We start from the raw sequence: 22,672 nt of genomic DNA, 5'->3' as shown, positions 1-22,672 counted from the left end.
AGTGCAGACTATCGTTCCTTTTTCTGACTGCGCGCGCGAAGCCAGAAAATGACGAAGAAGCCCAGTACGAAAACAACTGCGAAGATCGCTGCTGCCACATGCGAGCGCGCGCCCAGCGCCAGCATGATGCTCGGCACGAAATAAGCGAGCACACCGAAACCGATCAGGATGACGGCGGCGGCGATGGCCGGATGGCTTTTCTGCGGTTCAGCCAAGATTGCGGAACTCCTCAAACCTTTTTATCTGCTGGCCGTCACTATCAAAGTTTTCCGGTGCAAGCCATGCCTGATAGGCTTTCTTCAGCGCAGGCCATTCGCTGTCGATGATCGAATACCATGCCGTGTCGCGGTTCTTGCCCTTGGCCACCATATGCTGGCGGAAAATTCCCTCGAAGGTGAAACCGAAACGCTCCGCTGCGCGCTTGGAAGGCGCGTTGTCGTTATTGCACTTCCACTCATAGCGACGATAGCCAAGCTCATCGAAGATATATTGCATGAACAGAAACTGTGCTTCCGTCGCTGCCGGCTTGCGCGAAATCAGCGGCCCCCAATAGATATTGCCGATCTCGATCACACCATGGACCGGGTCGATGCGCATCAGGGTCTGGCGACCGGCCACCTTACCGCTGGCCTTGTCGATGACGGCATAAAACAGCGGATCTTCGCTTTTCGAAACCTTCTCCAGCCAAGGCTCGAACTCGGCGCGGGTCGCGGGCGGAAATTCGAACAACCAGGTGAAACGCTGGTCGGCATCGGTCACCGATGACGCCGCGAAAAGCTCGTCGCCATGCTTTTGCGGATCAAGCGGCTCCAGGCGCACATAGCGGCCTTCCAGCACTTTTCGTTCCGGCCTTGGACGTGGGGTCCAGTTCTGCAAATCACTCATGTCATTACCCGGAAGGGCCTCCCATTTCGGGAACGACAGGAGCATAAAAGCCGGGCCGCGCAAACCAGATTATTGTAGCCGTTTCATTTTTCTCGAATGGCGGCCCGATCGACCGAGACGGCCTTGACCAGCGCAACCACCCGGTCGCCTGTCCGCAAGCCAAGATCGTCCACCGAACGACGTGTCAGGCGCGCACCCAGATACCGCCCCTGAAAGTCGAGAGAGACATGCGCATTGGGGCCTTCACCTGCCTCGATGCCCGTAATCGTGACCGGCAGCACATTGCGAATGCTGATCGCATCCGGCGCGACACGGGCCAGAGAAACATCCCGCGCCCGCACACGCAGGCGCACATGCATGCCCAGCTTCAGACCCGTATCCGTCAACTGGAACGACGCACCGCCCAGGTCGATCTCGGCCAGCTTATAGTTCTCGTCATAGGATGCGACCGTGCCTTCCAGAAGCACGCCGCTACCCTCGCCGCTCATGGCTGGATCTGCCCCGATGCGCGGAAATATCTCCGCCGCTTCGCCGCTTGCCGTCACCTTGCCGCCGGAAAGCAGCACGATTTCATCAGCAAGCCGCGCCACTTCGTCTATCTCGTGGCTGACATAGACAATCGGCACATGGCTTTCGTCACGCAGCCGTTCGATAAAGGGCAATATTTCCTGTCGGCGCGCATGGTCCAGCGAGGAAAGCGGCTCATCGAGCAGCAGCAGCGCCGGATCGGACAATAGTGCACGACCGATGGCGACACGCTGGCGCTCGCCGCCGGAAAGCGTGGGTGGACGACGGTCGAGAAGCGGTTCGATGCCGAGAAGCTTCACCACCTCGTCGAAATTACGCGTGGCCTGCCGGTGGCCTGCCCAGCGTGCATAGGTCAGGTTGCGCTTGACGCTCATATGCGGAAACAAACGGGCTTCCTGAAACACATAGCCGATGCGTCGCTTTTCCGGCGGCAGATTGATGCCCTTATCCGCGTCGAACAGCGCAAAATCGCCAACGGCAATACGTCCGCTTTCGGGGCGCAGCGTTCCGGCAATCATTTTCAAAAGCGTGGTCTTGCCTGCTCCCGAATGACCGAACAGAGCAGTTACACCACCGCCCGCTGCAAAATCGGCTTCAACGGCGAACTTGCCATTGCGGCCCTTTATGGAAACAACAAGCCCGCTCATTTTACATCTCCGGCAAGCCTGCGCTGCAACCATTCGGACAGCACGACGGCTATGATGGAAATCGCGGCGGAAATGGCAATCAGTCGGAATGCTTCGGCATCGCCCGATGGCGTTTGCATCAAAGCATAAATCGCAAGCGAGAGGGTTTGCGTCTCGCCGGGAATATTGGAAACGAAGGTGATGGTCGCGCCGAACTCACCGAGCGCCTTGGCAAAGCCAAGCACAGCCCCGGCCAGAACCCCGGGCAGAAGCGGCGGCAGGATCACAGTGAAGAACGCCACCAACCGGCTGGCACCCAATGTACGCGCCGCTTCTTCAAGCCCGCGATCCAGCCCTTCAATCGACAGGCGGATCGGACGGACGAGCAGCGGAAACGCCATGACACCGGCGGCAAGGGCAGCCCCTGTCCACCGGAAGGAAAAGGACAGGCCGAACCATTCCTGCAAGGGAGCGCCAAAGGCACCTCTTGCACCGAACAGGATCAACAGCAGATAGCCTGTGACCACCGGCGGCAGAACCAGCGGCATGGTCACAAGTGCCTGTGCCAGAGACTTGCCCGGAAAATCAAACCGGGCAAGAATCCATGCGACAAGGAAGGCGACTGGCAGAGCGAAGATGATGGCAATTCCGGCTACCCGGAGTGACAACAGGACAATCGGCCAGACGCCGGCTTCCATCATCACTTGCCCGCCTCCGCAGCGCCGACAAAGCCTTTATCCTTGATGATCGCCTGACCTGCATCGCTTTCAAGGAATGCAAGGAAGGCCTTCGCGGCATCGCTTTCATTCTTTTCAATGAGAGCAGCCGGATAGAGGATCGGCGCATGGCTGGTTGCCGGGAAACGATAGGCTTCGACCAGATCCGGCGCGGCAGCGCGGTCAGATGCATAGACGATGGCGGCTTTCACTTCGCCACGGCTGACATATTGCAGGGCAACACGCACATTCTCGGCGAATACGCCGTTCTTCTCGACGTCTTTCCAGATATCGAGCTTCTCCAGCGCCGCCTTGCCGTATTTACCGGCCGGTACGTTGGACGGATCGCCCATGGAGAAACGGCCAGCGCTCAACAGCTCCTTGGCATCGGCCTTCGGCGTATCCTTCTGCGTGGCGATAACCAGCGCATTGCCTGCGATCACCTTGCGCGATGCCTTGTCGATGGCATTGGCCTTCTCGACATAATCCATCCAGTCCAGATCGGCGGAAATGAAAATCTGGGCCGGTGCGCCCTGTTCGATCTGCTTGGCCAGCACCGACGAAGATGCAAAGGAAGCAACCACTTCCGTGCCATCCTTGGCCTTGATCTGCTTGGCAGCTTCTTCGATCACATCCTTCATGCTCGCGGCGGCGAATACCGTGACCTTTTCGGCGGCATGCGCGACCGAAGCGGCACCAGCGGCAACTGTGATAAGAAATGCAGCTATAAGTTTTTTCATGACTACCCTCCATATTGCCCGCTTGAACGGACAAACACCATCATCCGCCGGAACGAACCGGCGCGCTTTTTTTGCGATGATGGGCGTGATGGAGGCAAACGCGACCCGGATGCCGTCAGACCCTTACTGCACGGGCGTCCATGCAAAAGCCGCCCAAAATTCTGTAACGAATTCATATCGTTCCAGAATCGAAGCCACCTTAATGCGGTGCAACTTATTTGGCTAGCACTATAGGTGTATTCTTCGTGATGGCGGGCTGCAAAGAGCAATTTTCTGCGCTCCGGTGCTCACGTACCTTTAAGTACGCTCCGCTCCGGTGCTCTAAAATCACTCTTTTCGCCACGGCCTGACGAATTTACAACTATAGTGCCGGTCCGGTTTGTGTGCGATCAACTGCCGATATGCTTGTGCTGACCACGGGCTTTGGCGAGCCCGATCTGTTTCTGGCGCTCGGCAAAACGGGCGCGGTCTTCCGGCGTGCGCTCATCGTAGCAGCCAGCGCAGGAAATGCCTTCCTCGAAGAACTTCGAGAGCTTGTCTTCCGGCGTAATCGGGCGACGGCAGGCGCGGCAAAGCTCCACATCGCTTTCGGTCAGGCCATGGCCAACGGCAACGCGCTCGTCAAAGACGAAGCACTCGCCATTCCACATGCTTTTTTCCTGCGGAACCTCTTCGAGATATTTGAGAATTCCGCCCTTGAGATGAAAGACATCGTCAAAGCCAAGGCCTTTCACAAAAGCTGTTGCCTTTTCGCAGCGGATACCGCCAGTGCAGAACATGGCAATCTTCTTGCCTTCCAGCTTATCTCGGTTCTGCTCGACCCAATCCGGAAACTCGCGGAAAGTCTTCGTCTGCGGATCGATCGCGCCCTCGAAAGTGCCGATGGCATATTCATAATCGTTGCGCGTATCGACAACGACCGTATTTTCGTCGGCAATCAGGGCATTCCAGTCCTGCGCGGCAACATAGGTGCCAACGCTTTTCAGCGGATCGATACCATCGACGCCCATGGTGACGATTTCCCGCTTCAGCCGCACCTTCATGCGATTGAATGGCATTTCGCTTGCATGGGAATATTTCAGCTCAGGCTGGCTGAGGCCCGGAATGGCAGTGATATGCTGGACGAGCTTTTCAATCGCGGCTGGCGAACCGGCAACCGTTCCGTTGATCCCTTCGGCAGCCAGAAGCAGCGTCCCCTTGATGCCGTTGCCGCAGCAAAGCTGGGCCAGCGGCTCACGCAGGCTTTCATATTGCGGCAGAGGCGCAAAGCAATAAAGGGCGGCGACTGTAAAAGGCAAATTGCTCATCGGTTGTGTCTTCTTTGAAAATCTACCCCGCAACTAATCCCCTGACACGGCGAATTCAAGACTACTTTATCCTCTGGGCCTCGGATGCAGCGAAAATCCCCTCGAAGACCACCATCCAAGAGGAGAAATGCATGTTCGACAGACAAACCATCGATGCAATGACCGCCATGGCAAAACAGGCCCAAATCGAGCCTGCCGCCTTGCTGGCAGTTGCGGAAGTGGAAAGCGGCGGTCGCGCGCTTTATGATGTGGATGGGCACAAGGAACCGGCGATCCGCTTTGAAGGGCACTATTTCGACCGCAGGCTTTCGGGGCGCATTCGCGATTATGCCCGCAAAAACGGCCTGTCGGCACCAGAATCAGGCAAGATCGCCAATCCGAAATCGCAAGGTGACCGCTGGCTGCTGCTGGAGCGCGCCATGGGTCTCGACAAAAAGGCCGCACTGGAATCCACCTCATGGGGATTGGGTCAGGTCATGGGTGCGCATTGGGAATGGCTCGGTTTTGCTTCAGTCGATGCACTGGTGGCGGAAGCGCGTGGATCGGTTGCCGGTCAGGTGCGGCTGATGTTGCGCTTTATCGAGAAGGCGGGACTGGCAGATGTCATGCGCATCTGCGACTGGCGCGGCTTTGCAAAGCGCTATAACGGCCCCTCCTACGCCCGCAACAACTACGATACGCGCATGGCCGCCGCTTATGAGCGCTGGCTAAAGCAGATTGGCACACTCAAGACTGCGGCCTGAAAACAAGCTTGTCCCGGCTGTGGACAAGTTCGCCGCATCCATTTAAATCGATTTATCACATTCCGTGCATGTCCATTTTTTCGGAATCGTTGCACATTCCGCAAAAGACGCCGAAATACTCCAACAGCCGAGCGAGCCGATGCCTCAGAAAACCGATCTTCTCGTCCCCGTCATGACAGGCCAGCCGGTGATCCCGGTTCTGCTGATCGACAAGGTAGAACATGCCGTGCCGCTGGCGCGCGCATTGGCCAAGGGCGGCCTGCCTGCCATCGAGATCACCTTGCGCACGACAGCGGCACTGGACGCCATTCGCGCTGTCGCAAATGAAGTGCCGGAAGCCATTGTCGGTGCAGGCACCATCCTCAACGCCAAGCAGTACGAGCAGGCAGCAAAGGCCGGTTCGCGCTTTATCGTCAGCCCTGGCGCGACCAAGCAGATTGTCGACGCGGCCAATGATAGCGACGTCCCGCTTTTGCCAGCCGCCATCACGCCGAGCGAAATGCTTGCGCTGCGTGAGGAAGGCTACACACATCTGAAATTTTTCCCGGCTGAACAGGCAGGCGGCGCGTCTTTCCTGAAGGCGCTCTCCTCTCCGCTGGCCGGAACATTCTTCTGCCCCACCGGCGGCATCAGCCTTGCCAATGCGAAAACCTATCTCTCGCTGCCAAACGTCGTTTGCGTCGGCGGTTCGTGGGTTGCCCCGAAGGAACTGGTGGAAGCGGGCGAATGGGATGCCATCACCAAGCTTGCGAGCGATGCCGCCAGCCTGAAAGGCTGACACTCCGATAACTGACCATTAGAGAGCGTTTCGATCTGCTTCAGTCAGATCGAAACGCTCTCTAACCGTTTGTTTTTACCCACATCTTATCCGATAACCGTTTCACACTTTTCGGGATGTGCACTAAAAAAGGGGCCTTCAAGGCCCCTTTTGTTTGATCTGTTATCGATGATCAATTGGTTGCGGTGAATTTTGCGACGGTCAGGAAGGTCACAGCATTGCCGCTGAACTTGTTGGCGCGTTCGCTTTGCAGGTCGCCCTGCTGGAAGCCCGCCGTATAGACCATTGCTGGCGCGGTACGCATTGCATCGTTGCGCAGAACCGGATTGGTAACCGGGGCTTTCTGCGACATGGATTCCGACGACATTGCCATTTCCGCATTGTGCACGGCTGCTGGCTGTACCACGACACGCGGCTTGGCCGCAGACGCCTTGGCAACGCGACGGGCACCCTTGGCAGTGGTGCGAACGCCGGTATCAACGGCCTTGCCAACTGCGACTGGCTGCTTGGTGCGGGCCACAGCAGGTTCAACCGGCGCCGCGACTGGCGCCAGAGCGGCGGTCTGAACCGGAGCTGGCTTCAACTCCACTTTGGCGACCGGCTCGGAGTCATAGTCGTCGCTTGGCGGCGCGATCAGTTCACCGATCTCATCCTTCCTGGACAACATTGCGAGTTGGGTATTGGCCTCGGCGCGCGGGGCCTGCTTCGGCAGCGGCAAAGCGCCCGCCTCACCAGGATTCGTTGGCGAAGAACCCGCACCAGCGACAGCCACGGCATCGTTCTCATGATTGCTGACCAGCGCAGCTATGGCATCCTGACCGGAAGCGGCAGGCTGTTCACCCGGGCGTTCCGGACGCTGCGACGGGATGACCGAGGCAACGAGCTGTGCCTGCGCATCGTCACCTTCAAGCTGCGGACGTGCTGACGGGATCGGCACGAAGCCGTTCATGAGCGGAGAAGCATCGGCCACCTGCGCGGCGTCGGGATTGGCAGCCGCAAGCGCCACGGCATCCTGCGGCGTCATTTCAGGCTTGCGGGCCGGAATCGGTACATTCATCGCCACAACAGCAGCACCCTGATCGGCTACATTGCCTGTCTGCGCCTGAGATTCGAGCGATTGCGGATTCAAACCAGTTTCAGGACGCGGAGCCTGCATCGGAACCGGCGCTTCACGCGGCGGCAATGCAGCCACCATCGTTTCGGTCGGCTGGGTAGGCGCTTCTTCTTCCGGTGCCGCGGCTGGAGCCTGCTTGGCCGGAGCCGTCGCACGCGCCGGACGCGCCGTTGCCGGAGCGGCCACATCGCCATTATCTTCTTCTTCGTCAGCGCCGCCGCCAAAGAGCGCGCCAAACAGCGTCTTGCTCTTGCGCGTCGACGTGGAATTGCTGGCGACCATGATATCGCCACCACCGCCGGCCTTGCGCTTTTCGATCATGGCCAGAGCCTGCTCATAACCCGGCAACGGCTTACCGTCTGCCGGAAGGTGAGCGGTCTTGCCATCCGGGAACAATGCCAGCAGTTCGCGACGGCTCATGCGCGGCCAGGAGCGGACATTGCCGACATCCATGTGCACGAAAGGCGAGCCGGAGCGCGGATAATAGCCGACGCCGCCGATCTGGTAGCGCATGCCGATGCCGCGCAGCTTGGCCAGATTAACGCCAGGAATGTAATAGTCCATCGCGCGGCCCAGCATATGCTGGCTCTTCTTGGCAACGCCGCGCGTGCTGGAACGCAGCATCGCGTTGGTCGCCGGAGAGCGATAGGCCGATACAACATTGATATATTCGCGCGAGCCGGTGGACTGATAGACCTGCCAGACCAGATCGAACAGGCGCGGGTCCATCTTGGTCGGCTCATTGCGACGCCAGTCGCGCAGGAAGACATTGAGACGCTTCAGCCCTTCGGGCACATAGCGACCATTCTTCTTGAAGACGATTTCCGCCTTTTCGCCGGTATGGACGTAATAAAGCTTGAGGGAGCGGGTTTCAGCCGAAGCCTGCGTTGGGGTACCCACGAGGGCAATTGCCGCCGCAACAAGGGAAAACGAGAGAGACAGACGCGCCTTCGCACCAATCCGGGCTTTTTGCCAGACATTCGCGAAATGCGCTTTCATGGTCGATATGCTGTTCATCGAATCGTATCGCCTTAAAGTTTTGTCCGCCCCCAGAGGCTACAAGTCCGAAACTTGCGGCAACTGTCAGTCACAACAGTTGCAAATCGTCTCGCCCGCAGCTCTCTTTCCAAGTGACCTTTTCTGAGCGCCGCACGAAATCCGCTTCGTTCCGCCATTGATCCAATTGTCGGATTTAATGGTTAATGGACGCTTAGTGAACAACAAATGCGGAAACACCATGGCAAAAAAGACACAGGAGCGCATCTATTTTCGCTATGGTAAAAAAACTATTAACAGTCTTTAATTGGCAACAGTCGACCTGACCTCTAAAGAAAGAGGATTAGAACTTTATAAAATTCAATAAGTTAAGCTAATTTCATTATCCTGCGGTACGCCTGAAAGGGGTGTTATCCCCGTCATGACCGTCATCGAATCCCCTGCCGGAGATGGAGGTCACATCAATGCCATATTCCTTCAGCTTCCGGTAAAGCGTGGTCCTTCCGATGCCCAAACGACGTGCGACTTCACTGATTTGCCCATCGTAATGTGCCAGAGCGAAGCGGATCATCTCTTCTTCGGCAGCAGCAAGTGTGCGCACTTCACCCTCGGCATTCATGCCGCTGATGATGCCGGGCGTCACCTTGCCGGATGCGGCGCCGACAGGCATTGCTGTCCTCGGGCCGGTGTAGGATGCACCTGTCCAGCTGTCTGTATTGCTCACCAGCTCCCCGAAATCCGCCATAGTCAGCTCGCGTGTTTCGCATAGCAGGACAGCACGGAAAACCGCATTCTTCAGCTCGCGCACATTGCCCGGCCAGTCATAGGTCTTCAACCGCTCCAACACATGCGGCGCAACGCCGGTGATATGACCGCGCCGCTCCTCACTGGCAAAGCGCATCGTGAAGTGATGCAGCAGGACCGCAATGTCTTCAGGTCGGTTGCGCAAGGCCGGAACCGGCAGCGTGAACGAACCCAGCAACTGGCCAAGCCCGGGGTGAAACCGCCCCATATGGACAAGATCATTGAGGGGCTGCGTCGTGGAAGCCATGACGCGCGCATTGAATGGGTATTGAACGCCTGCCGCTTCGAATTGTCCCGTCTGCATCGCCGAATAAAGCCGCATCTGGGCATGACGCGGCAGGAAGCCGACTTCATCCAGATAGAGCGTGCCGCCATCGGGGCTCACCAGTTTGCCGAAAACGCCCTCCGGCCCTGCGAGCGCAGGCCCCGGTACACGCGCAGTTTCCGACGCACCGAACAGGATCTGATCCACATTGTCCGATGTCAGCGTGCGGCAATCGACCGTAATGAATGTCTCACGCCATCTTGCGCCGCCGCTGCAAATGGCGCGAGCCAGCGTTTCCTTGCCGCTGCCCGGCTCGCCATCGAGCAGAAGCGGCGCATCCAGCGCGGCAGCGCGCCTTGCGGCAACCATCGCCCGCTCCATGTCCGGGCTTCTGGCAATAATATCGGAGAGCGGAAAATGCGTTCTGAGCGAGCGGTTGCGGCGCACCTCATGTGCAAGTGCATCGAGCTTGAGCACATTGGAAATGGAAAGCTGAACGCGCTCAGGCACGACAGGCGTTGTCACGAAATCGATCGCGCCGAGTTTGATGGCCTGCAAGGCCCTGTTAAGCCCATCGTTCTGGACAAGTACGATCACTGGAGTTGTCACGCCTGCATCACGCATCTTGGCGAGAACACTCAGCCCATCCATATCCGGCATGGCCATGTCGAGCAGGATGAGCGCAATATCCTTGCGTTGCGTCGCGAAGCTGAGCGCGCCGCTGCCCCCGTCGGTCAGGATCGTGCGATACCCCATGCGCTGGACCATCGCCTCAATATTGCGTCGGTGAATCGGATCATCATCCGCTATGAGAATGCGCGTGCCCATTAAAAGCTTTAATCAACCTGTGGAGTTCCCGCGCCCGAACACATTAAACAGTTCAAAAAACCAATAAAAGTTTGATGCTCCAGGCGCGCTATTTGGAGCCAGACCGCTAACAATTGCAAGACCTTAAAACAGTATCTGACGCTACATTCACAAAATTTTCGGCTAAAAAACACTCATTGCTTGAAGCGCCTAAAAAGTAATCGCGGAAGTTACTGGCATTTTATTGGTCGCTTACATCACACCGGTTGTATCGCGTGATTGTGCCTCTTGGCGATCCCGGCCAGACATGCGAGAAGAAGGCCAACAGGAGAATGCTTATGACCCGTTTTTCAGACTCTGTTTCGTTCAACGCAGTTCTTCACGCGCCGGTTTTGGCCCCGTCTGGCGACAGCGCCGCTGCTGAAAAGACCGATCTCGGCAAGCTGCCGGAATGGAACCTGGCCGATCTTTATGCCGCGCCCGACAGCCCGCAGCTCAAGGCCGATATCGAAAAGGCCATGAAGGATTCGGTCTCGTTTGAAGAGCGCTGGAAGGGTAAGCTCGGCACAGAAGCAGCGAAAGCTGACGGCGGCAATTTTGCCGATGCGATCAAGCAGTTTGAAGCACTGGACGAGTTGCTGGGGCGCATCGCCTCCTATGCCGGGCTCTATTATTACGGCGATACGACCGATCCGAAGCGCATGAAGCTTTTTGGCGATGTGCAACAAAAACTGACCGACGCCAGCACGCATCTCATCTTTTTCAGCCTCGAACTGAACCGCATCGAGGACGCAATTCTCGACAAGGCCATGGATGCCAATGCGGCAATCGGACATTACCGTCCGTGGCTCACCGATCTGCGCAAGGACAAGCCCTATCAGCTGGACGACAAGCTGGAACAGCTTTTCCATGAAAAGTCGATCACCGGCTTCGGCGCTTGGAACCGCCTGTTCGACGAGACCATGTCGGGCCTGCGTTTCGAGGTCGACGGTCAGGAACTGGCCATCGAGCCGACATTGAACATGCTTCAGGATGCCGATGGCGCGGTCCGCAAGAAGGCTTCGGAAGCGCTGGCCAAGACATTTGGCGCCAATCTGCGCATTTTCACGCTGATCACCAACACGCTGGCCAAGGACAAGGAAATCTCCGACCGGTGGCGCGGTTTTCAGGATATTGCCGACAGCCGCCACCTCGCAAATCGCGTCGAACGCGAAGTTGTGGATGCGCTGGCCAAAGCAGTCGAAGACGCCTATCCGCGCCTTTCGCACCGCTATTATGCGCTGAAGGCCAAGTGGCTCGGCCTCGACAAACTGGAAAACTGGGATCGCAATGCACCGTTGCCGGAAACCCCGCAGGCCCTGATTTCGTGGGATGAAGCGCGCGACACCGTGCTTTCGGCCTATGGCAATTTTGCGCCGGAAATGGCCGCGATTGCCAAGGATTTCTTCGACAAGAACTGGATCGATGCACCAGTCCGCCCCGGCAAGGCTCCGGGCGCTTTCGCGCATCCGACCGTGCCATCTGCGCATCCTTATGTGCTGCTCAACTATATGGGCAAGCCGCGCGACGTGATGACGCTTGCCCATGAGCTTGGCCATGGCGTGCATCAGGTTCTTGCTGGCGGTCAGGGCGCACTGATGGCGTCGACCCCGCTGACACTGGCCGAAACCGCCTCGGTCTTTGGTGAAATGCTGACCTTCCGCTCGCTGCTGGAGCGGACGAAGGACAAGCGTGAACGCAAGGCCATGCTGGCCCAGAAGGCCGAAGACATGATCAATACGGTCGTGCGCCAGATCGCCTTCTACCAGTTCGAGCGTCGCGTCCACACCGAGCGTCGCGAAGGTGAATTGACGTCAGAGCGCATCGGCGAAATCTGGATGGATGTGCAGCGCGAAAGCCTCGGCGACGCAGTACACCTCAATCCGGGCTATGAGACCTTCTGGACCTATATTCCGCACTTCATCCATTCGCCATTCTATGTCTATGCCTACGCTTTCGGCGATTGTCTGGTGAACTCGCTCTATGCCGTCTATCAGAATTCCGAAAAGGGCTTTCAGCAGAAATATTTCGACATGCTGAAAGCGGGCGGTACCAAGCATCACACGGAATTGCTGGCGCCGTTCGGCCTTGATGCAACGGACCCGAACTTCTGGAGCAAGGGCTTGTCGGTGATCGAAGGCATCATTGACGAACTCGAAGCCATGGAAGACTGAGGCAAAAGTGACCCGAACGGGTAACAAACCGCTGATCCTGTTTCGGGACGACAAGGCGGGCCGCGACGTGCTTTTCGCGGCTCCCTCGACCATCATCCGCGCCGACGAGCCGGGTGAATTCGATGATGCATGGGAAGTGATGCAGCGCGCCCATGCGGACGGGAAATGGCTGGCGGGCTATCTTTCCTATGAGGCCGGATATCTTCTTGAGCCAAAGCTGAAGCCCCTTCTGCCGGAGGGGCGCAAAGCACCCCTTCTGTGCTTCGGCGTCTTCGACGGTCCATCGGACGACGATTTGCATCATCGCGGCAATGATAATGCGACCTATCTGCGCGATCCTGTCGCCGAATGGACGCCAGCCGAATATGAAGCGCGGTTTCAACGCCTGCATCAGCACCTGCGCGAAGGCGATTGCTATCAGGGCAATCTGACCTTTCCGGTTCATGCGGAATGGGGCGGCGATCCGCTGGTGCTGTTCAACGCGCTTGCCGCACGCCAGCCGGTCCGCTACGCGACCTATTGCGATCTCGGCGGCCCGACTGTCCTGTCGCGCTCACCGGAGCTTTTCTTCGAGGTGGATGCGGACGGGTGGATCGAGACCCACCCTATGAAAGGCACCATGCCGCGTGGAGCGACGCCCGAGGAAGATGAAGCGAACCGCACCTTTCTGATGAACGATCCCAAGAACCAGGCGGAAAACCGCATGATCGTCGATCTGCTGCGCAACGACATTTCGCTCATCAGTGAAGTCGGCTCACTCGACGTGCCTGAGCTTTTCCGGGTTGAATCTTACCCAACGGTACACCAAATGATTAGTCGGGTACGAGCAAGGCTGAAAAGCGATATTCCCCTGCGGTCGCTATTTGCAGCCCTTTTCCCCTGCGGTTCGATTACCGGCGCGCCGAAGATCAGCGCCATGGAAATCCTGCGCAAGCTGGAACCCAACCCACGTGACATTTACTGCGGTTCGCTCGGCTGGATTGAGCCAAGCGGACGAATGCGCTTCAATGTCGCCATCCGCACGATCTCGCTTCTCGACGAAAATCGTGCAATCTTCAATGTCGGGGGCGGCGTGGTTTTCGATTCCACGGCGCAAGCGGAGTATGAGGAATGCCTTCTGAAAGCACGGTTCGCGACGGGGCACACACCGTCAGTGCGGAACCAGAGTATCAGCTAATTGAAACCATGCGATGGGAGCCTCTGTCCGGGGTTCTGCGTCTGCAATTGCATCTGGCGCGGCTGGAACAGTCTGCGCGCGAGCTTGGTTTCTCCTGCAATATGGACGCCATCCGCCAGCAGATTGAAGAGGCAGGTTCCGGTGACCGCGCCCTGAAACTGCGGCTCACACTGGCGCCTGACGGCGTTGCCAATGTTGTGGCCTACAGTTATGAGCCGCTGCCGCAGCAAACGACGTGGCGCATAGCGATTGCGCGCACCCGCCTCGATCACAACGACCACCTGCTTCGTTACAAGACGACGCGCCGTCAGGCCTATATCGCCGCCCGCGAAGAATATTCTTCAGCGGAAGTGGACGAGGTTATCCTGCTGAACGACCGCAACGAGGTCTGCGAAGGCACCATCACGTCGCTTTTCCTCGATATTGGCGGCACGACCTGTGTGACGCCTGCTCTATCCTGCGGACTGCTGGATGGCGTTCTGCGCCGCGAGCTTCTGAAGAATGGCGTGGTCTCGGAAGGCACTGTTTCTGTCGACGATCTCAAAAATGCGCGCAACATTCTGGTCGGAAATTCGCTGCGCGGCATGATCCGCGCCAAGCTGATTGAAGGCTAAATTCCTAAAATGCGTTAAACACGTCTGCATGTCATAGGGGTGTGACGTTTCTTTCTTTGTATGAAGTTGTGTTATCGTTGCGGTTTCAAACCTGCCGACGAACGGTAACAGAACGAAACGCCGCAAATTTAAGCGGCTCACACAGAGGAAGAAAATGGCGAAAGCGAAATGGCAAGTCTATAGCGAGATCACCGGCCCCGTAATCATGATCGGCTTTGGGTCGATCGGGCGCGGTACCCTGCCGCTGATAGAACGTCATTTCAAATTCGACAAATCGCGGATGGTCGTGATCGACCCGAGCGAGAAGAACCGCAAGATCCTCGACGACAAGGGCATTCGTTTCGTCAAGCAGGCGATCACCAAGGATAATTACGCGGAAGTGCTGGATCCGTTCCTTAAAGGTGCGGAAGGACAGGCATTTGTCGTCAATCTGTCGGTCGATACCGGATCAGTCGATCTGATGCATTATAGCCGCAAGAACGGCGCACTTTATATCGACACTGTTGTTGAGCCGTGGCTTGGCTTCTATTTCGACGCCAAGGTGGATAATGCCGCACGCACCAATTATGCGCTGCGCGAAACCCTGCTGGCCGAAAAGCGCAAGCACCCCGGCGGTCCGACCGCCGTCGCATGCTGCGGCGCCAATCCGGGCATGGTGTCGTGGTTCGTCAAGAAAGCGCTTGTCGATCTGGCGACGGAACTCAAGCTCGACTTCACCGAACCGGCGGCTGATGACCGTAACGGTTGGGCCAAGCTGATGAAAAAGGCTGGCGTGAAGGGTGTGCATGTTGCCGAGCGCGACACGCAACGCGCCAAGGAACCAAAGCCGTTCAACACGTTCTGGAATACATGGTCCGTGGAAGGCTTCATTTCCGAAGGCTTGCAGCCTGCCGAACTCGGCTGGGGCAGCCACGAAAAGTGGAAGCCGAAAAATGCACGCAAGCAGAAGAAGGGCACGAAGGCTGCGATTTTCCTTGAGCAGCCCGGTGGCAATACGCGCATCCGCACCTGGTGCCCGACGCTTGGCGCGCAATACGGCCTGCTCGTTACCCACAATGAAGCGATTTCGATCTCCGATTACTTCACGGTGCGGGACAAGAAGGGCAAGCTCGATTACCGTCCGACCTGCCATTATGCCTATCATCCGAGCAATGACGCCATTCTCTCGCTGGACGAAATGTTCGGCGCGAGCGGCAAAGCCCAACCCGTCCAACATGTGCTCGAAGAAGCGGAAATCCTCGACGGCTCGGACGAGCTGGGCGTTCTGCTCTATGGTCATGACAAGAACGCCTACTGGTACGGCTCGCAGCTGACCGTCGCAGAAGCACGCAAGCTCGCGCCCTATCAAAATGCAACGGGTCTGCAGGTTTCCTCCGCCGTTCTCGCCGGCATGGTCTGGGCACTGGAAAACCCGAACAGCGGCATCGTGGAAACCGACGAGATCGACTATCGCCGCTGCCTCGAAGTCCAGATGCAATATCTCGGACCCGTCAAAGGCTATTACACCGACTGGACGCCGCTTGAGGGTCGCGGACATCTGTTCGATGAAGACCTCGACACCAAAGACCCATGGCAGTTCCGCAACGTTCTGGTGCGTTGATAAAACAGAGCAAGGCCCGGCATCGACCGGGCCTTTGCATCTGAGCCGTCCGAATGAAATCGATGTGATTTTCCCAGAATGTCCGGTCAATTAAGGCGCATAGCGGCCAACCGCTTTCCCGATCTCGTGGCTTTGCTCAGCGGGCTGCTGATCCTGCCGTGGATTCTGGGTGTGCCGGGCCATCCAAGCCAGCCTGTGCAGATTGGATGGACGATTGGCCTTGTCTCTATGGTCGTCCATCTGGCCATCTATCAGGCGGCGAAGTCCCTCGCCTCTTATGGAGCCATCCAGAATAATCCGGCACGCAGCACCTTCATCAGCCGCGCGACCAAATGGTCGGCGAGCCTGCTTATCGTCCTGATGCTCATATCTTTTGGGCTAATATTCATGGCGTAACGCCGCTGTCCACGGTGATCTGCGCGGCGATTTTGCATCATTACCAATAAATTAACAGATCCGGCGGCCAATCCTCACATTGGGGACTTGTTTTCGTGTAAATTTCGATTCATCACAAGTCATTATCCCCATTGGAGAGAGAATGGACATGAAAAGCTTCCGCATCGTTGCCCCACTTGCCGTCATGTCGCTTGTGCTGGCGGCTTGCGAAACGACCGGACCGGTCGGCGGCAATGTCCCAACTGTCTCCCGCGCACCAAGCGGTATCGAGGGCAGCTGGGTCGATCCGAACGGCATCGTTTCGTCGTTCAACGGCGGCATTTTCGAAACCCGCACCACCGACACCAACGAACGGCTGGCAGAAGGCAACTATCGCTATCAGTCGCCGCAGCTCGTTGAAATCGACATGCGCTCGATCGTGCGTGGCACCTCGTCCAAGGTCAATTGCGCTCTGGTTTCGCAAAACCAGCTGAACTGCACCTCTTCGGCAGGCTCGCGCTTCTCGCTGAACCGCCGCGCAACCAGCTAAAAGCGACATTAGAGCGGTTCCGATTAAAACGGAATCATGGAACCGCTCTATCTATTTGTTTTTACGCATTACCCTACGCATCGAAGCGGGATCAGAAATCAGTCCAGTGGACTGATTTCCCCGCGTAGGCGCTACGCACCTTTGCTGGAAATGCTCTAACATCCATTCCAATTCAAGCGGCGCGGGCTATGCTCGCGCCGCTTGAATTTTTTGTTGTCTGCAATTGTCAGGATTGTAATTTGTCGCTTTTTCTGGCCTTTGCTTACTACGCATTTCCCGCGTAAAACCGTTTCACACTTTTGCTGGAAATGCTCTATTTTCCAGCGGGATAGGAGTCGGCTCATGAGCAAGATTGATACAGTACACCAGAACCCAGATCAGTCCGCGCACGCGAAACTGCCCAAAGTCGGGGTTCTGCTGGTCAATCTGGGGACGCCGGATGGCACGAGTTACGCCCCGATGCGGCGCTATCTTGCCGAGTTTCTGTCCGACCGCCGCGTGATCGAGTGGTCGCGCCTGTTCTGGTATCCGATTCTCTATGGCATCGTGCTCAACACGCGCCCCAAGCGTTCCGGCAAGCTGTACGACCGCATCTGGAACCGCGAGAAGAATGAATCGCCGCTGCGCACCTATACGCGCGCTCAAGGCGAAAAGCTTGGCACCGCACTCGCAGACATTCCTAACGTGGTCGTGGACTGGGCGATGCGCTATGGCCAGCCGTCCATCGAAAGCGTGACTGACCGACTGCTGCAACAGGGCTGCGAGCGCATAGTCGTGTTCCCGCTCTACCCGCAATATTCGGCCACCACGACCGCGACGGTGAATGACAAGTTTTTCGAAGCGCTGATGAAAAAGCGTTTCATGCCCGCAAGCCGCACCATTCCGTCTTACGAGACGGAGCCGGTCTATATCGAAGCGCTGGCACGCTCCATTGAAAGCCATCTCGCAACGCTGTCCTTCAAGCCTGAAGTGATCCTCGCTTCCTATCACGGCATTCCGAAAAGCTATTCCGACAAGGGCGATCCTTATCGCGAACAATGTCTGGAAACCTCGCGCCTTCTGCGCATCCGGCTCGGTATGGACGAAAACCAGTTCCGCTCCACCTTCCAGTCCCGCTTCGGACCGGAGGAATGGCTCCAGCCCTACACAGACGAAACCGTGGAAAATCTGGCGAAACAGGGTGTCAAATCCGTGGCGGTGCTCAATCCGGGATTTGTCGTGGACTGCCTGGAAACGGTTGACGAGATCGGTAATGAAGCCGCCCATCTTTTCCATGAAAACGGCGGCGAGAATTTCAGCCACATCCCTTGCCTCAACGACAGTGAAGAAGGCATGAAGGTCATCGAAACGATGGTACGGCGCGAATTGCTGGGATGGGTGTAATATAAGGGAATAGGGGATTAAGGCAGTAAGGGAATAGGTTTTCATACTCCCTTATTCCCCTACTCACCTACTCCCCTAACGGATGAGGTTTAGACAATGACAGGTTTCGACATCACGCTGCTTATTCTGGCTGCGCTGGTTCTGGCGACACTCTTTGCGGGCATCAAGACGGTGCCGCAGGGTTTCAACTATACGGTGGAACGTTTCGGCCGCTATACGCGCACGCTCAATCCGGGCTTGAATCTCATCGTCCCGTTCTTCGACCGCATCGGCGCGCGGCTCAACATGATGGAACAGGTGCTGGATGTCCCGACGCAGGAAGTCATCACCCGCGATAACGCCATTGTCGGTGTCGACGGCGTTGCCTTCTATCAGGTGCTGAACGCCGCGCAGGCAGCCTATCAAGTCGCCAACCTGCAATATGCGATCCTCAATCTCACCATGACCAATATCCGCACGGTCATGGGTTCGATGGACCTCGACGAATTGCTCTCCAACCGCGATGCGATCAACGATCGCCTGCTGCGTGTGGTTGACGAAGCAGCCCACCCGTGGGGCATCAAAATGACCCGCGTGGAGATCAAGGATATCAATCCGCCGGCAGATATCGTCACCTCGATGGCCCGCCAGATGAAGGCGGAGCGCGATAAGCGCGCACAGGTTCTGGAAGCCGAAGGCGACCGCAATGCGCAAATTCTGCGCGCCGAAGGCCAGAAGCAGTCGCAGATTCTCGAAGCCGAGGGCAAGCTGGAAGCCGCAAAGCGCGAAGCAGAAGCCCGCGAGCGTCTGGCCGAGGCCGAAGCCAAGGCCACGACACTGGTGTCGGATGCCGTTTCCAACGGCAATGTGCAGGCACTCAATTACTTCGTGGCGCAGAAATACACCGAAGCGCTTAGCAATATCGCCAGCGCCAAGAACCAGAAAGTCGTGCTGATGCCGCTGGAGGCAAGCTCGCTTATCGGTTCGCTCGGCGGAATCGGCGCCATCGCGCGGGAAGTGTTCGGCGACGGCAACAAGCCTGTCGATCCGACACCACCATCACCGGGTCTGTCGCGTCCGCGTAGTGTTCCGCCGACCAACCGCAGCTAAAGCAAGGACGGAGCGCCATGATTATCGAACTTCTGTCCGGACTTGGCATCTATAGCTGGCTGGTTCTTGGACTGGTCCTGCTCATTCTGGAAATTCTGGCGCCCGGCATTTTCTTCATCTGGTTCGGCCTCGCAGCACTGGTGACCGGAGGCCTAGCCTTCCTCTTGTCATCAGCTACCGGCTTCGGCTGGCAGTTCCAACTGGTTGTCTTTCTTGTTTTGTCTGTCGTTTTCGCACTGGCGGGTCGCCGTTTCTTCGGCTCGAAGAGCGACAATCTGGACGAACCTCTGCTTAACCGGCGCGGCGAACAGCTCGTCGGTCAGCGCACCACGCTGACCGAGCCTATTATCAATGGGCGCGGACGCATTCGCATCAACGATACGACATGGCGTGTGAAAGGACCGGACCTGCCCGCAGGAACAGAAGTTCGCGTCGTGGCCTTCGATCCGGTTTCGCTGGAGATAGAAGTGGCGGTTTAGGGGAATAGGGGAATAGGGGAATAGGGGAATAGGGGAATAGGGGAATAGGGTGCACGGCATCCGTTTCAAGTAAACTGAAACATACTCCCTTACTGCCTTATTCCCCTACTCCCTTAATCAGGCAGCCCCAATCCGCAACAGATCGTGGAAATGCACGAGGCCGACAGGGCGGTTGTCCTCGACCACGATCAATGCGCCAATATGGTTTTCGTTGATTGCGTTGAGTGCGGCAGTCGCCAGCATATTCTGGTCCACCGTCTTGGGCTTGCGGGTCATGATGTCATCAACCGCCAGCTCCGCAAGACTGCGATGCAGATTGCGCGAAATATCGCCGTCTGTGACGATACCGGCCAATGCGCCGCCTTCATCAACCACGACCACGCAGCCGAAACTCTTTTGCGCCAGCACCTTCATTGCGTCCACCATCGCGGTGCCAACCCGCACCAGCGGAATGCGGTCGCCGCGATGCATGATATCGCGGATATGGATAAGGCTCGCGCCCAGCGAACCGCCGGGATGGAAAGTCTTGAAATCGCTCGGCGTAAAGCCGCGAGCTTCCAGAAGCGCTATCGCCAGCGCATCGCCGATGGCAAGCTGCAACATGGTCGACGTCGTGGGTGCCAGACCATGCGGACATGCTTCCGCCGTCTTGGGCAGTATAAGCGCGATATTGGCCGCGCGACCGAGTGCCGAATCTTCGCGTGAGGTTATCGCAATCAACGGAATGCCGAAGCGCTGCGAATAATTGACGACGCCCTTCAGCTCTGCCGTTTCACCAGACCAGGAAATCGCCAGAATCACATCGTCGCGGTCGATCATGCCAAGATCGCCGTGATTGGCTTCCGCCGAATGAACGAAGAATGCAGCCGTTCCCGTCGAGGCAAAAGTTGCTGCGAGCTTCGCGCCGATATGGCCGCTCTTGCCGACGCCGGTAACGACCAGACGCCCCTTGGCGGCAATGATCTGATTCACAGCCTCCGTGAAGGGGCCGGACAAGCCGTTGCCAAGCGCTTCTTCAAGCGCGGCGAGGCCTTCGTTTTCAGTTCTAATGGTCCGGAGCGCCGAAGCGATGGCCGCTTCCGCACCCGTCGAAATCTGGGTCTGATCGAGCTTTTCCATGGCCGAAAGCGTTAGCCTCTTCGCTGTCCGTTGTCCAAGCTTTTATTGCCGATAAATAATTGCTTTCGCTCGGCAACACCGGCAATGGCAACCAAGAATTAACCATGTGCCTTTACCGTTCATCTACCACGTTGCAACGGTTTGAAATCACATATGCCATTTGCCATGCCCCTATCCGGCGGTTCGACGCCCATTGCCCGCAGGCTGAGAAGCCTGTTTCTGGCGGGTGCGGCGATGGCTATCATCCCTTCCCTTTCGCATGCTCAGGACGCCTATTTGCGCGGTAGTGTCCCCGAAGACGTGCTTTCCGCCTCTTCGCCGGATACGCTCGCCACGCGGGGGCTGGCCGCGCCTGGCCGTTCCGACAGTACTGCCACCACCAGCAGCGATGACGGTTCCGACGCATTTTATGCACCGACACAAGACAATGCCGCTGCGGCCGATAGTCAGCAGCAAGCGGCCCCGGTTGCGCGGGCACAGGATCAGCAGGCCCTGCAACCCGACACCATGCGCGTCGGTGCGATAACCAACGAAGCGGATAGTGATAGCGGGCGAGCACAGCGTGAAAACACGCGTCAGGCGCCGGAACAGGGTCGCGGCCCGGCACAAGAGGCTGATCCCTTTGCGCCGGTCGGCATGCGTGCCGGGTCGTTTGTGTTGCGCCCATCACTCGAACAAGGCATCCGTGCAACGTCGAACGGCGACAACAGCCCAACCGGCTCCAGCTCGGTGCTGTCGGAAACCACGCTGCGCCTCAATGCGCAGTCCGACTGGGCGCGGCATCAGGCGACGCTCGATGCATCGGGCACGTTGAGCAAATCGATTTCCGGTCAGGATGTGAGCGAACCGCAGATCGACATTCAGGGCAATCTGCGCCTCGACCTGACGGATCAGACCACGGTCAATACTGGCGCGGGTTACCGGTTGCGGCGTGAAAGCGCTTCTAACCCGAACGGCGTTGTCGGCGCATTGAAGCGTCCGCTCGTTCACACACTCAATGGCAGCCTTGGCGTTGAACACGATACCGGGCTTGTTTTCGGTCGCGCAACCGCCCGCGTCGAACACGATATGTATGGCGACGCAGAAATGGCTTCTGGCGGCACTGTCAGCCAGAAGGACCGTGACAACACCTATGCCAGCATCACGCTGCGCGGCGGTTTTTCCATGTCACAGGCCATCAAGCCGTTTGCTGAAGTCGAACTTGGCAAACGCATTTTCGATGAGCGCGTGGATAGCAACGGCTATGAACGCAGCGGTTCGCAATTTGCGCTGCGCGGCGGTCTGATGGTGGATATGGGCGAAAAACTGAACGGCGAATTCGCCGCCGGCTACATGCGCGCCACCAGCGATGACGACAGGCTTGGCGCGGTGAGCGGACCGTCGATCAACGCCGCGCTCAACTGGTCACCATTGCGCGGCACCGATGTGCGGCTCTATTCACAAACCACCGTGGATATGTCCACCACGCCAGGCATTGCCGGATCGTTGCTGCAATTTGCGAGCCTTGACGTCACGCATCGCATCCGGTCAGACCTGAGCCTCAATGGCAGGCTCGACGCACTGGTTCGCGCCAACAAGGATGGCACCGGCACGGATTATACGCTGGGCGCACAAATCGGCGCGACATACTGGATCAACCGTTTCGTGGGGATTGATACGCGCCTGCGTCATGAATTCCTGACGAGCCAGATCTCGGAGCGCGAGTATAAATCCAACAGCATTTATCTCGGCGTGAAAGTGCAGCGCTAAACGCTATTTGCATTT

20 protein-coding genes and 1 pseudogene are annotated in these 22,672 nt (G+C 57.6%); 12 read left to right on the top strand and 9 right to left on the bottom strand.

Annotated elements, in window-relative coordinates:
• Positions 1-8: 8 nt before the first annotated feature.
• The 6 genes from FGI60_RS01315 to trhO form a co-directional block, all read right to left on the bottom strand.
• On the bottom strand, positions 9-215 hold the full coding sequence (locus tag FGI60_RS01315) for a hypothetical protein (RefSeq protein WP_078339220.1): 207 nt from the start codon (positions 213-215) through the stop codon (positions 9-11).
• On the bottom strand, positions 208-885 hold the full coding sequence (locus FGI60_RS01310; RefSeq protein WP_138783584.1) for a GNAT family N-acetyltransferase: 678 nt from the start codon (positions 883-885) through the stop codon (positions 208-210). The genes FGI60_RS01315 and FGI60_RS01310 overlap by 8 nt, the downstream gene beginning before the upstream one ends.
• A gap of 83 nt (positions 886-968) precedes the next feature.
• On the bottom strand, positions 969-2,060 hold the full coding sequence (gene modC / locus FGI60_RS01305) for a molybdenum ABC transporter ATP-binding protein (RefSeq protein ID WP_138783583.1): 1,092 nt from the start codon (positions 2,058-2,060) through the stop codon (positions 969-971).
• The gene (gene modB / locus FGI60_RS01300) at positions 2,057-2,740 is read right to left on the bottom strand and encodes a molybdate ABC transporter permease subunit (RefSeq protein ID WP_138783843.1); all 684 of its coding nucleotides are present in this window, start codon (positions 2,738-2,740) and stop codon (positions 2,057-2,059) included. Before modB ends, modC begins: the two co-directional genes overlap by 4 nt.
• The gene (modA, locus tag FGI60_RS01295; protein WP_138783582.1) at positions 2,740-3,495 is read right to left on the bottom strand and encodes a molybdate ABC transporter substrate-binding protein; all 756 of its coding nucleotides are present in this window, start codon (positions 3,493-3,495) and stop codon (positions 2,740-2,742) included. The genes modB and modA overlap by 1 nt, the downstream gene beginning before the upstream one ends.
• 389 nt (positions 3,496-3,884) lie before the next feature.
• On the bottom strand, positions 3,885-4,802 hold the full coding sequence (gene trhO, locus FGI60_RS01290) for an oxygen-dependent tRNA uridine(34) hydroxylase TrhO (protein ID WP_138783581.1): 918 nt from the start codon (positions 4,800-4,802) through the stop codon (positions 3,885-3,887).
• A 131-nt stretch (positions 4,803-4,933) separates the two neighbouring features.
• On the opposite strand from trhO, the gene FGI60_RS01285 reads away from it, so the two are divergent.
• Positions 4,934-5,545: an N-acetylmuramidase family protein gene (locus tag FGI60_RS01285; RefSeq protein WP_138783580.1), complete on the top strand. Its 612-nt coding sequence runs from the start codon at positions 4,934-4,936 to the stop codon at positions 5,543-5,545.
• Between the two features lie 139 nt (positions 5,546-5,684).
• Entirely contained in the window at positions 5,685-6,323 is a 639-nt protein-coding gene (locus tag FGI60_RS01280) for a 2-dehydro-3-deoxy-phosphogluconate aldolase (RefSeq protein ID WP_138783579.1), read from the top strand.
• Positions 6,324-6,495: 172 nt separating this feature from the next.
• Here the strand turns inward: FGI60_RS01280 and FGI60_RS01275 are convergent, their stop codons facing one another.
• Positions 6,496-8,436 (bottom strand): DUF882 domain-containing protein, encoded by a 1,941-nt coding sequence (locus FGI60_RS01275; protein ID WP_138783578.1) that lies wholly within the window; start codon positions 8,434-8,436, stop codon positions 6,496-6,498.
• A gap of 379 nt (positions 8,437-8,815) precedes the next feature.
• Positions 8,816-10,330, bottom strand: a complete 1,515-nt coding sequence (locus tag FGI60_RS01270; RefSeq protein WP_138783577.1) for a sigma-54-dependent transcriptional regulator — start codon at positions 10,328-10,330, stop codon at positions 8,816-8,818.
• Positions 10,331-10,647: 317 nt separating this feature from the next.
• Between FGI60_RS01270 and FGI60_RS01265 the strand changes: the two genes are divergently transcribed.
• The 9 genes and pseudogenes from FGI60_RS01265 (at position 10,648) to FGI60_RS01225 (ending at position 19,797) form a co-directional block, all read left to right on the top strand.
• Positions 10,648-12,522, top strand: a complete 1,875-nt coding sequence (locus FGI60_RS01265; protein ID WP_171058663.1) for a M3 family oligoendopeptidase — start codon at positions 10,648-10,650, stop codon at positions 12,520-12,522.
• A gap of 7 nt (positions 12,523-12,529) precedes the next feature.
• Positions 12,530-13,699, top strand: coding sequence for an aminodeoxychorismate synthase component I (locus tag FGI60_RS01260; protein ID WP_138783576.1), 1,170 nt, complete (start codon positions 12,530-12,532; stop codon positions 13,697-13,699).
• On the top strand, positions 13,633-14,313 hold the full coding sequence (locus tag FGI60_RS01255; protein ID WP_138783575.1) for an aminotransferase class IV family protein: 681 nt from the start codon (positions 13,633-13,635) through the stop codon (positions 14,311-14,313). The genes FGI60_RS01260 and FGI60_RS01255 overlap by 67 nt, the downstream gene beginning before the upstream one ends.
• 154 nt (positions 14,314-14,467) lie before the next feature.
• Positions 14,468-15,913, top strand: coding sequence for a homospermidine synthase (locus FGI60_RS01250; protein ID WP_138783574.1), 1,446 nt, complete (start codon positions 14,468-14,470; stop codon positions 15,911-15,913).
• A 78-nt stretch (positions 15,914-15,991) separates the two neighbouring features.
• Entirely contained in the window at positions 15,992-16,309 is a 318-nt protein-coding gene (locus tag FGI60_RS01245) for a hypothetical protein (RefSeq protein ID WP_138783573.1), read from the top strand.
• A 148-nt stretch (positions 16,310-16,457) separates the two neighbouring features.
• Positions 16,458-16,838 (top strand): outer membrane lipoprotein Omp10, encoded by a 381-nt coding sequence (gene omp10 / locus FGI60_RS01240; RefSeq protein WP_078339259.1) that lies wholly within the window; start codon positions 16,458-16,460, stop codon positions 16,836-16,838.
• A 342-nt stretch (positions 16,839-17,180) separates the two neighbouring features.
• Positions 17,181-18,221, top strand: a complete 1,041-nt coding sequence (gene hemH, locus FGI60_RS01235; RefSeq protein ID WP_138783572.1) for a ferrochelatase — start codon at positions 17,181-17,183, stop codon at positions 18,219-18,221.
• Between the two features lie 96 nt (positions 18,222-18,317).
• Positions 18,318-19,310 (top strand): SPFH domain-containing protein, encoded by a 993-nt coding sequence (locus FGI60_RS01230; RefSeq protein ID WP_078339234.1) that lies wholly within the window; start codon positions 18,318-18,320, stop codon positions 19,308-19,310.
• 17 nt (positions 19,311-19,327) lie between these two features.
• Positions 19,328-19,797, top strand: a pseudogene (locus FGI60_RS01225) (NfeD family protein).
• Positions 19,798-19,906: 109 nt separating this feature from the next.
• On the opposite strand, the gene FGI60_RS01220 reads toward FGI60_RS01225, so the two are convergent.
• On the bottom strand, positions 19,907-20,908 hold the full coding sequence (locus FGI60_RS01220) for a KpsF/GutQ family sugar-phosphate isomerase (protein ID WP_138783570.1): 1,002 nt from the start codon (positions 20,906-20,908) through the stop codon (positions 19,907-19,909).
• A gap of 153 nt (positions 20,909-21,061) precedes the next feature.
• Between FGI60_RS01220 and FGI60_RS01215 the strand changes: the two genes are divergently transcribed.
• Positions 21,062-22,657 (top strand): outer membrane beta-barrel protein, encoded by a 1,596-nt coding sequence (locus FGI60_RS01215; protein WP_138783569.1) that lies wholly within the window; start codon positions 21,062-21,064, stop codon positions 22,655-22,657.
• Positions 22,658-22,672 lie beyond the last annotated feature (15 nt).

Source organism: Brucella haematophila (assembly GCF_005938105.1).
Lineage (GTDB): Bacteria > Pseudomonadota > Alphaproteobacteria > Rhizobiales > Rhizobiaceae > Brucella > Brucella haematophila.
This window is presented reverse-complemented; position numbering and strand designations above follow the sequence as displayed.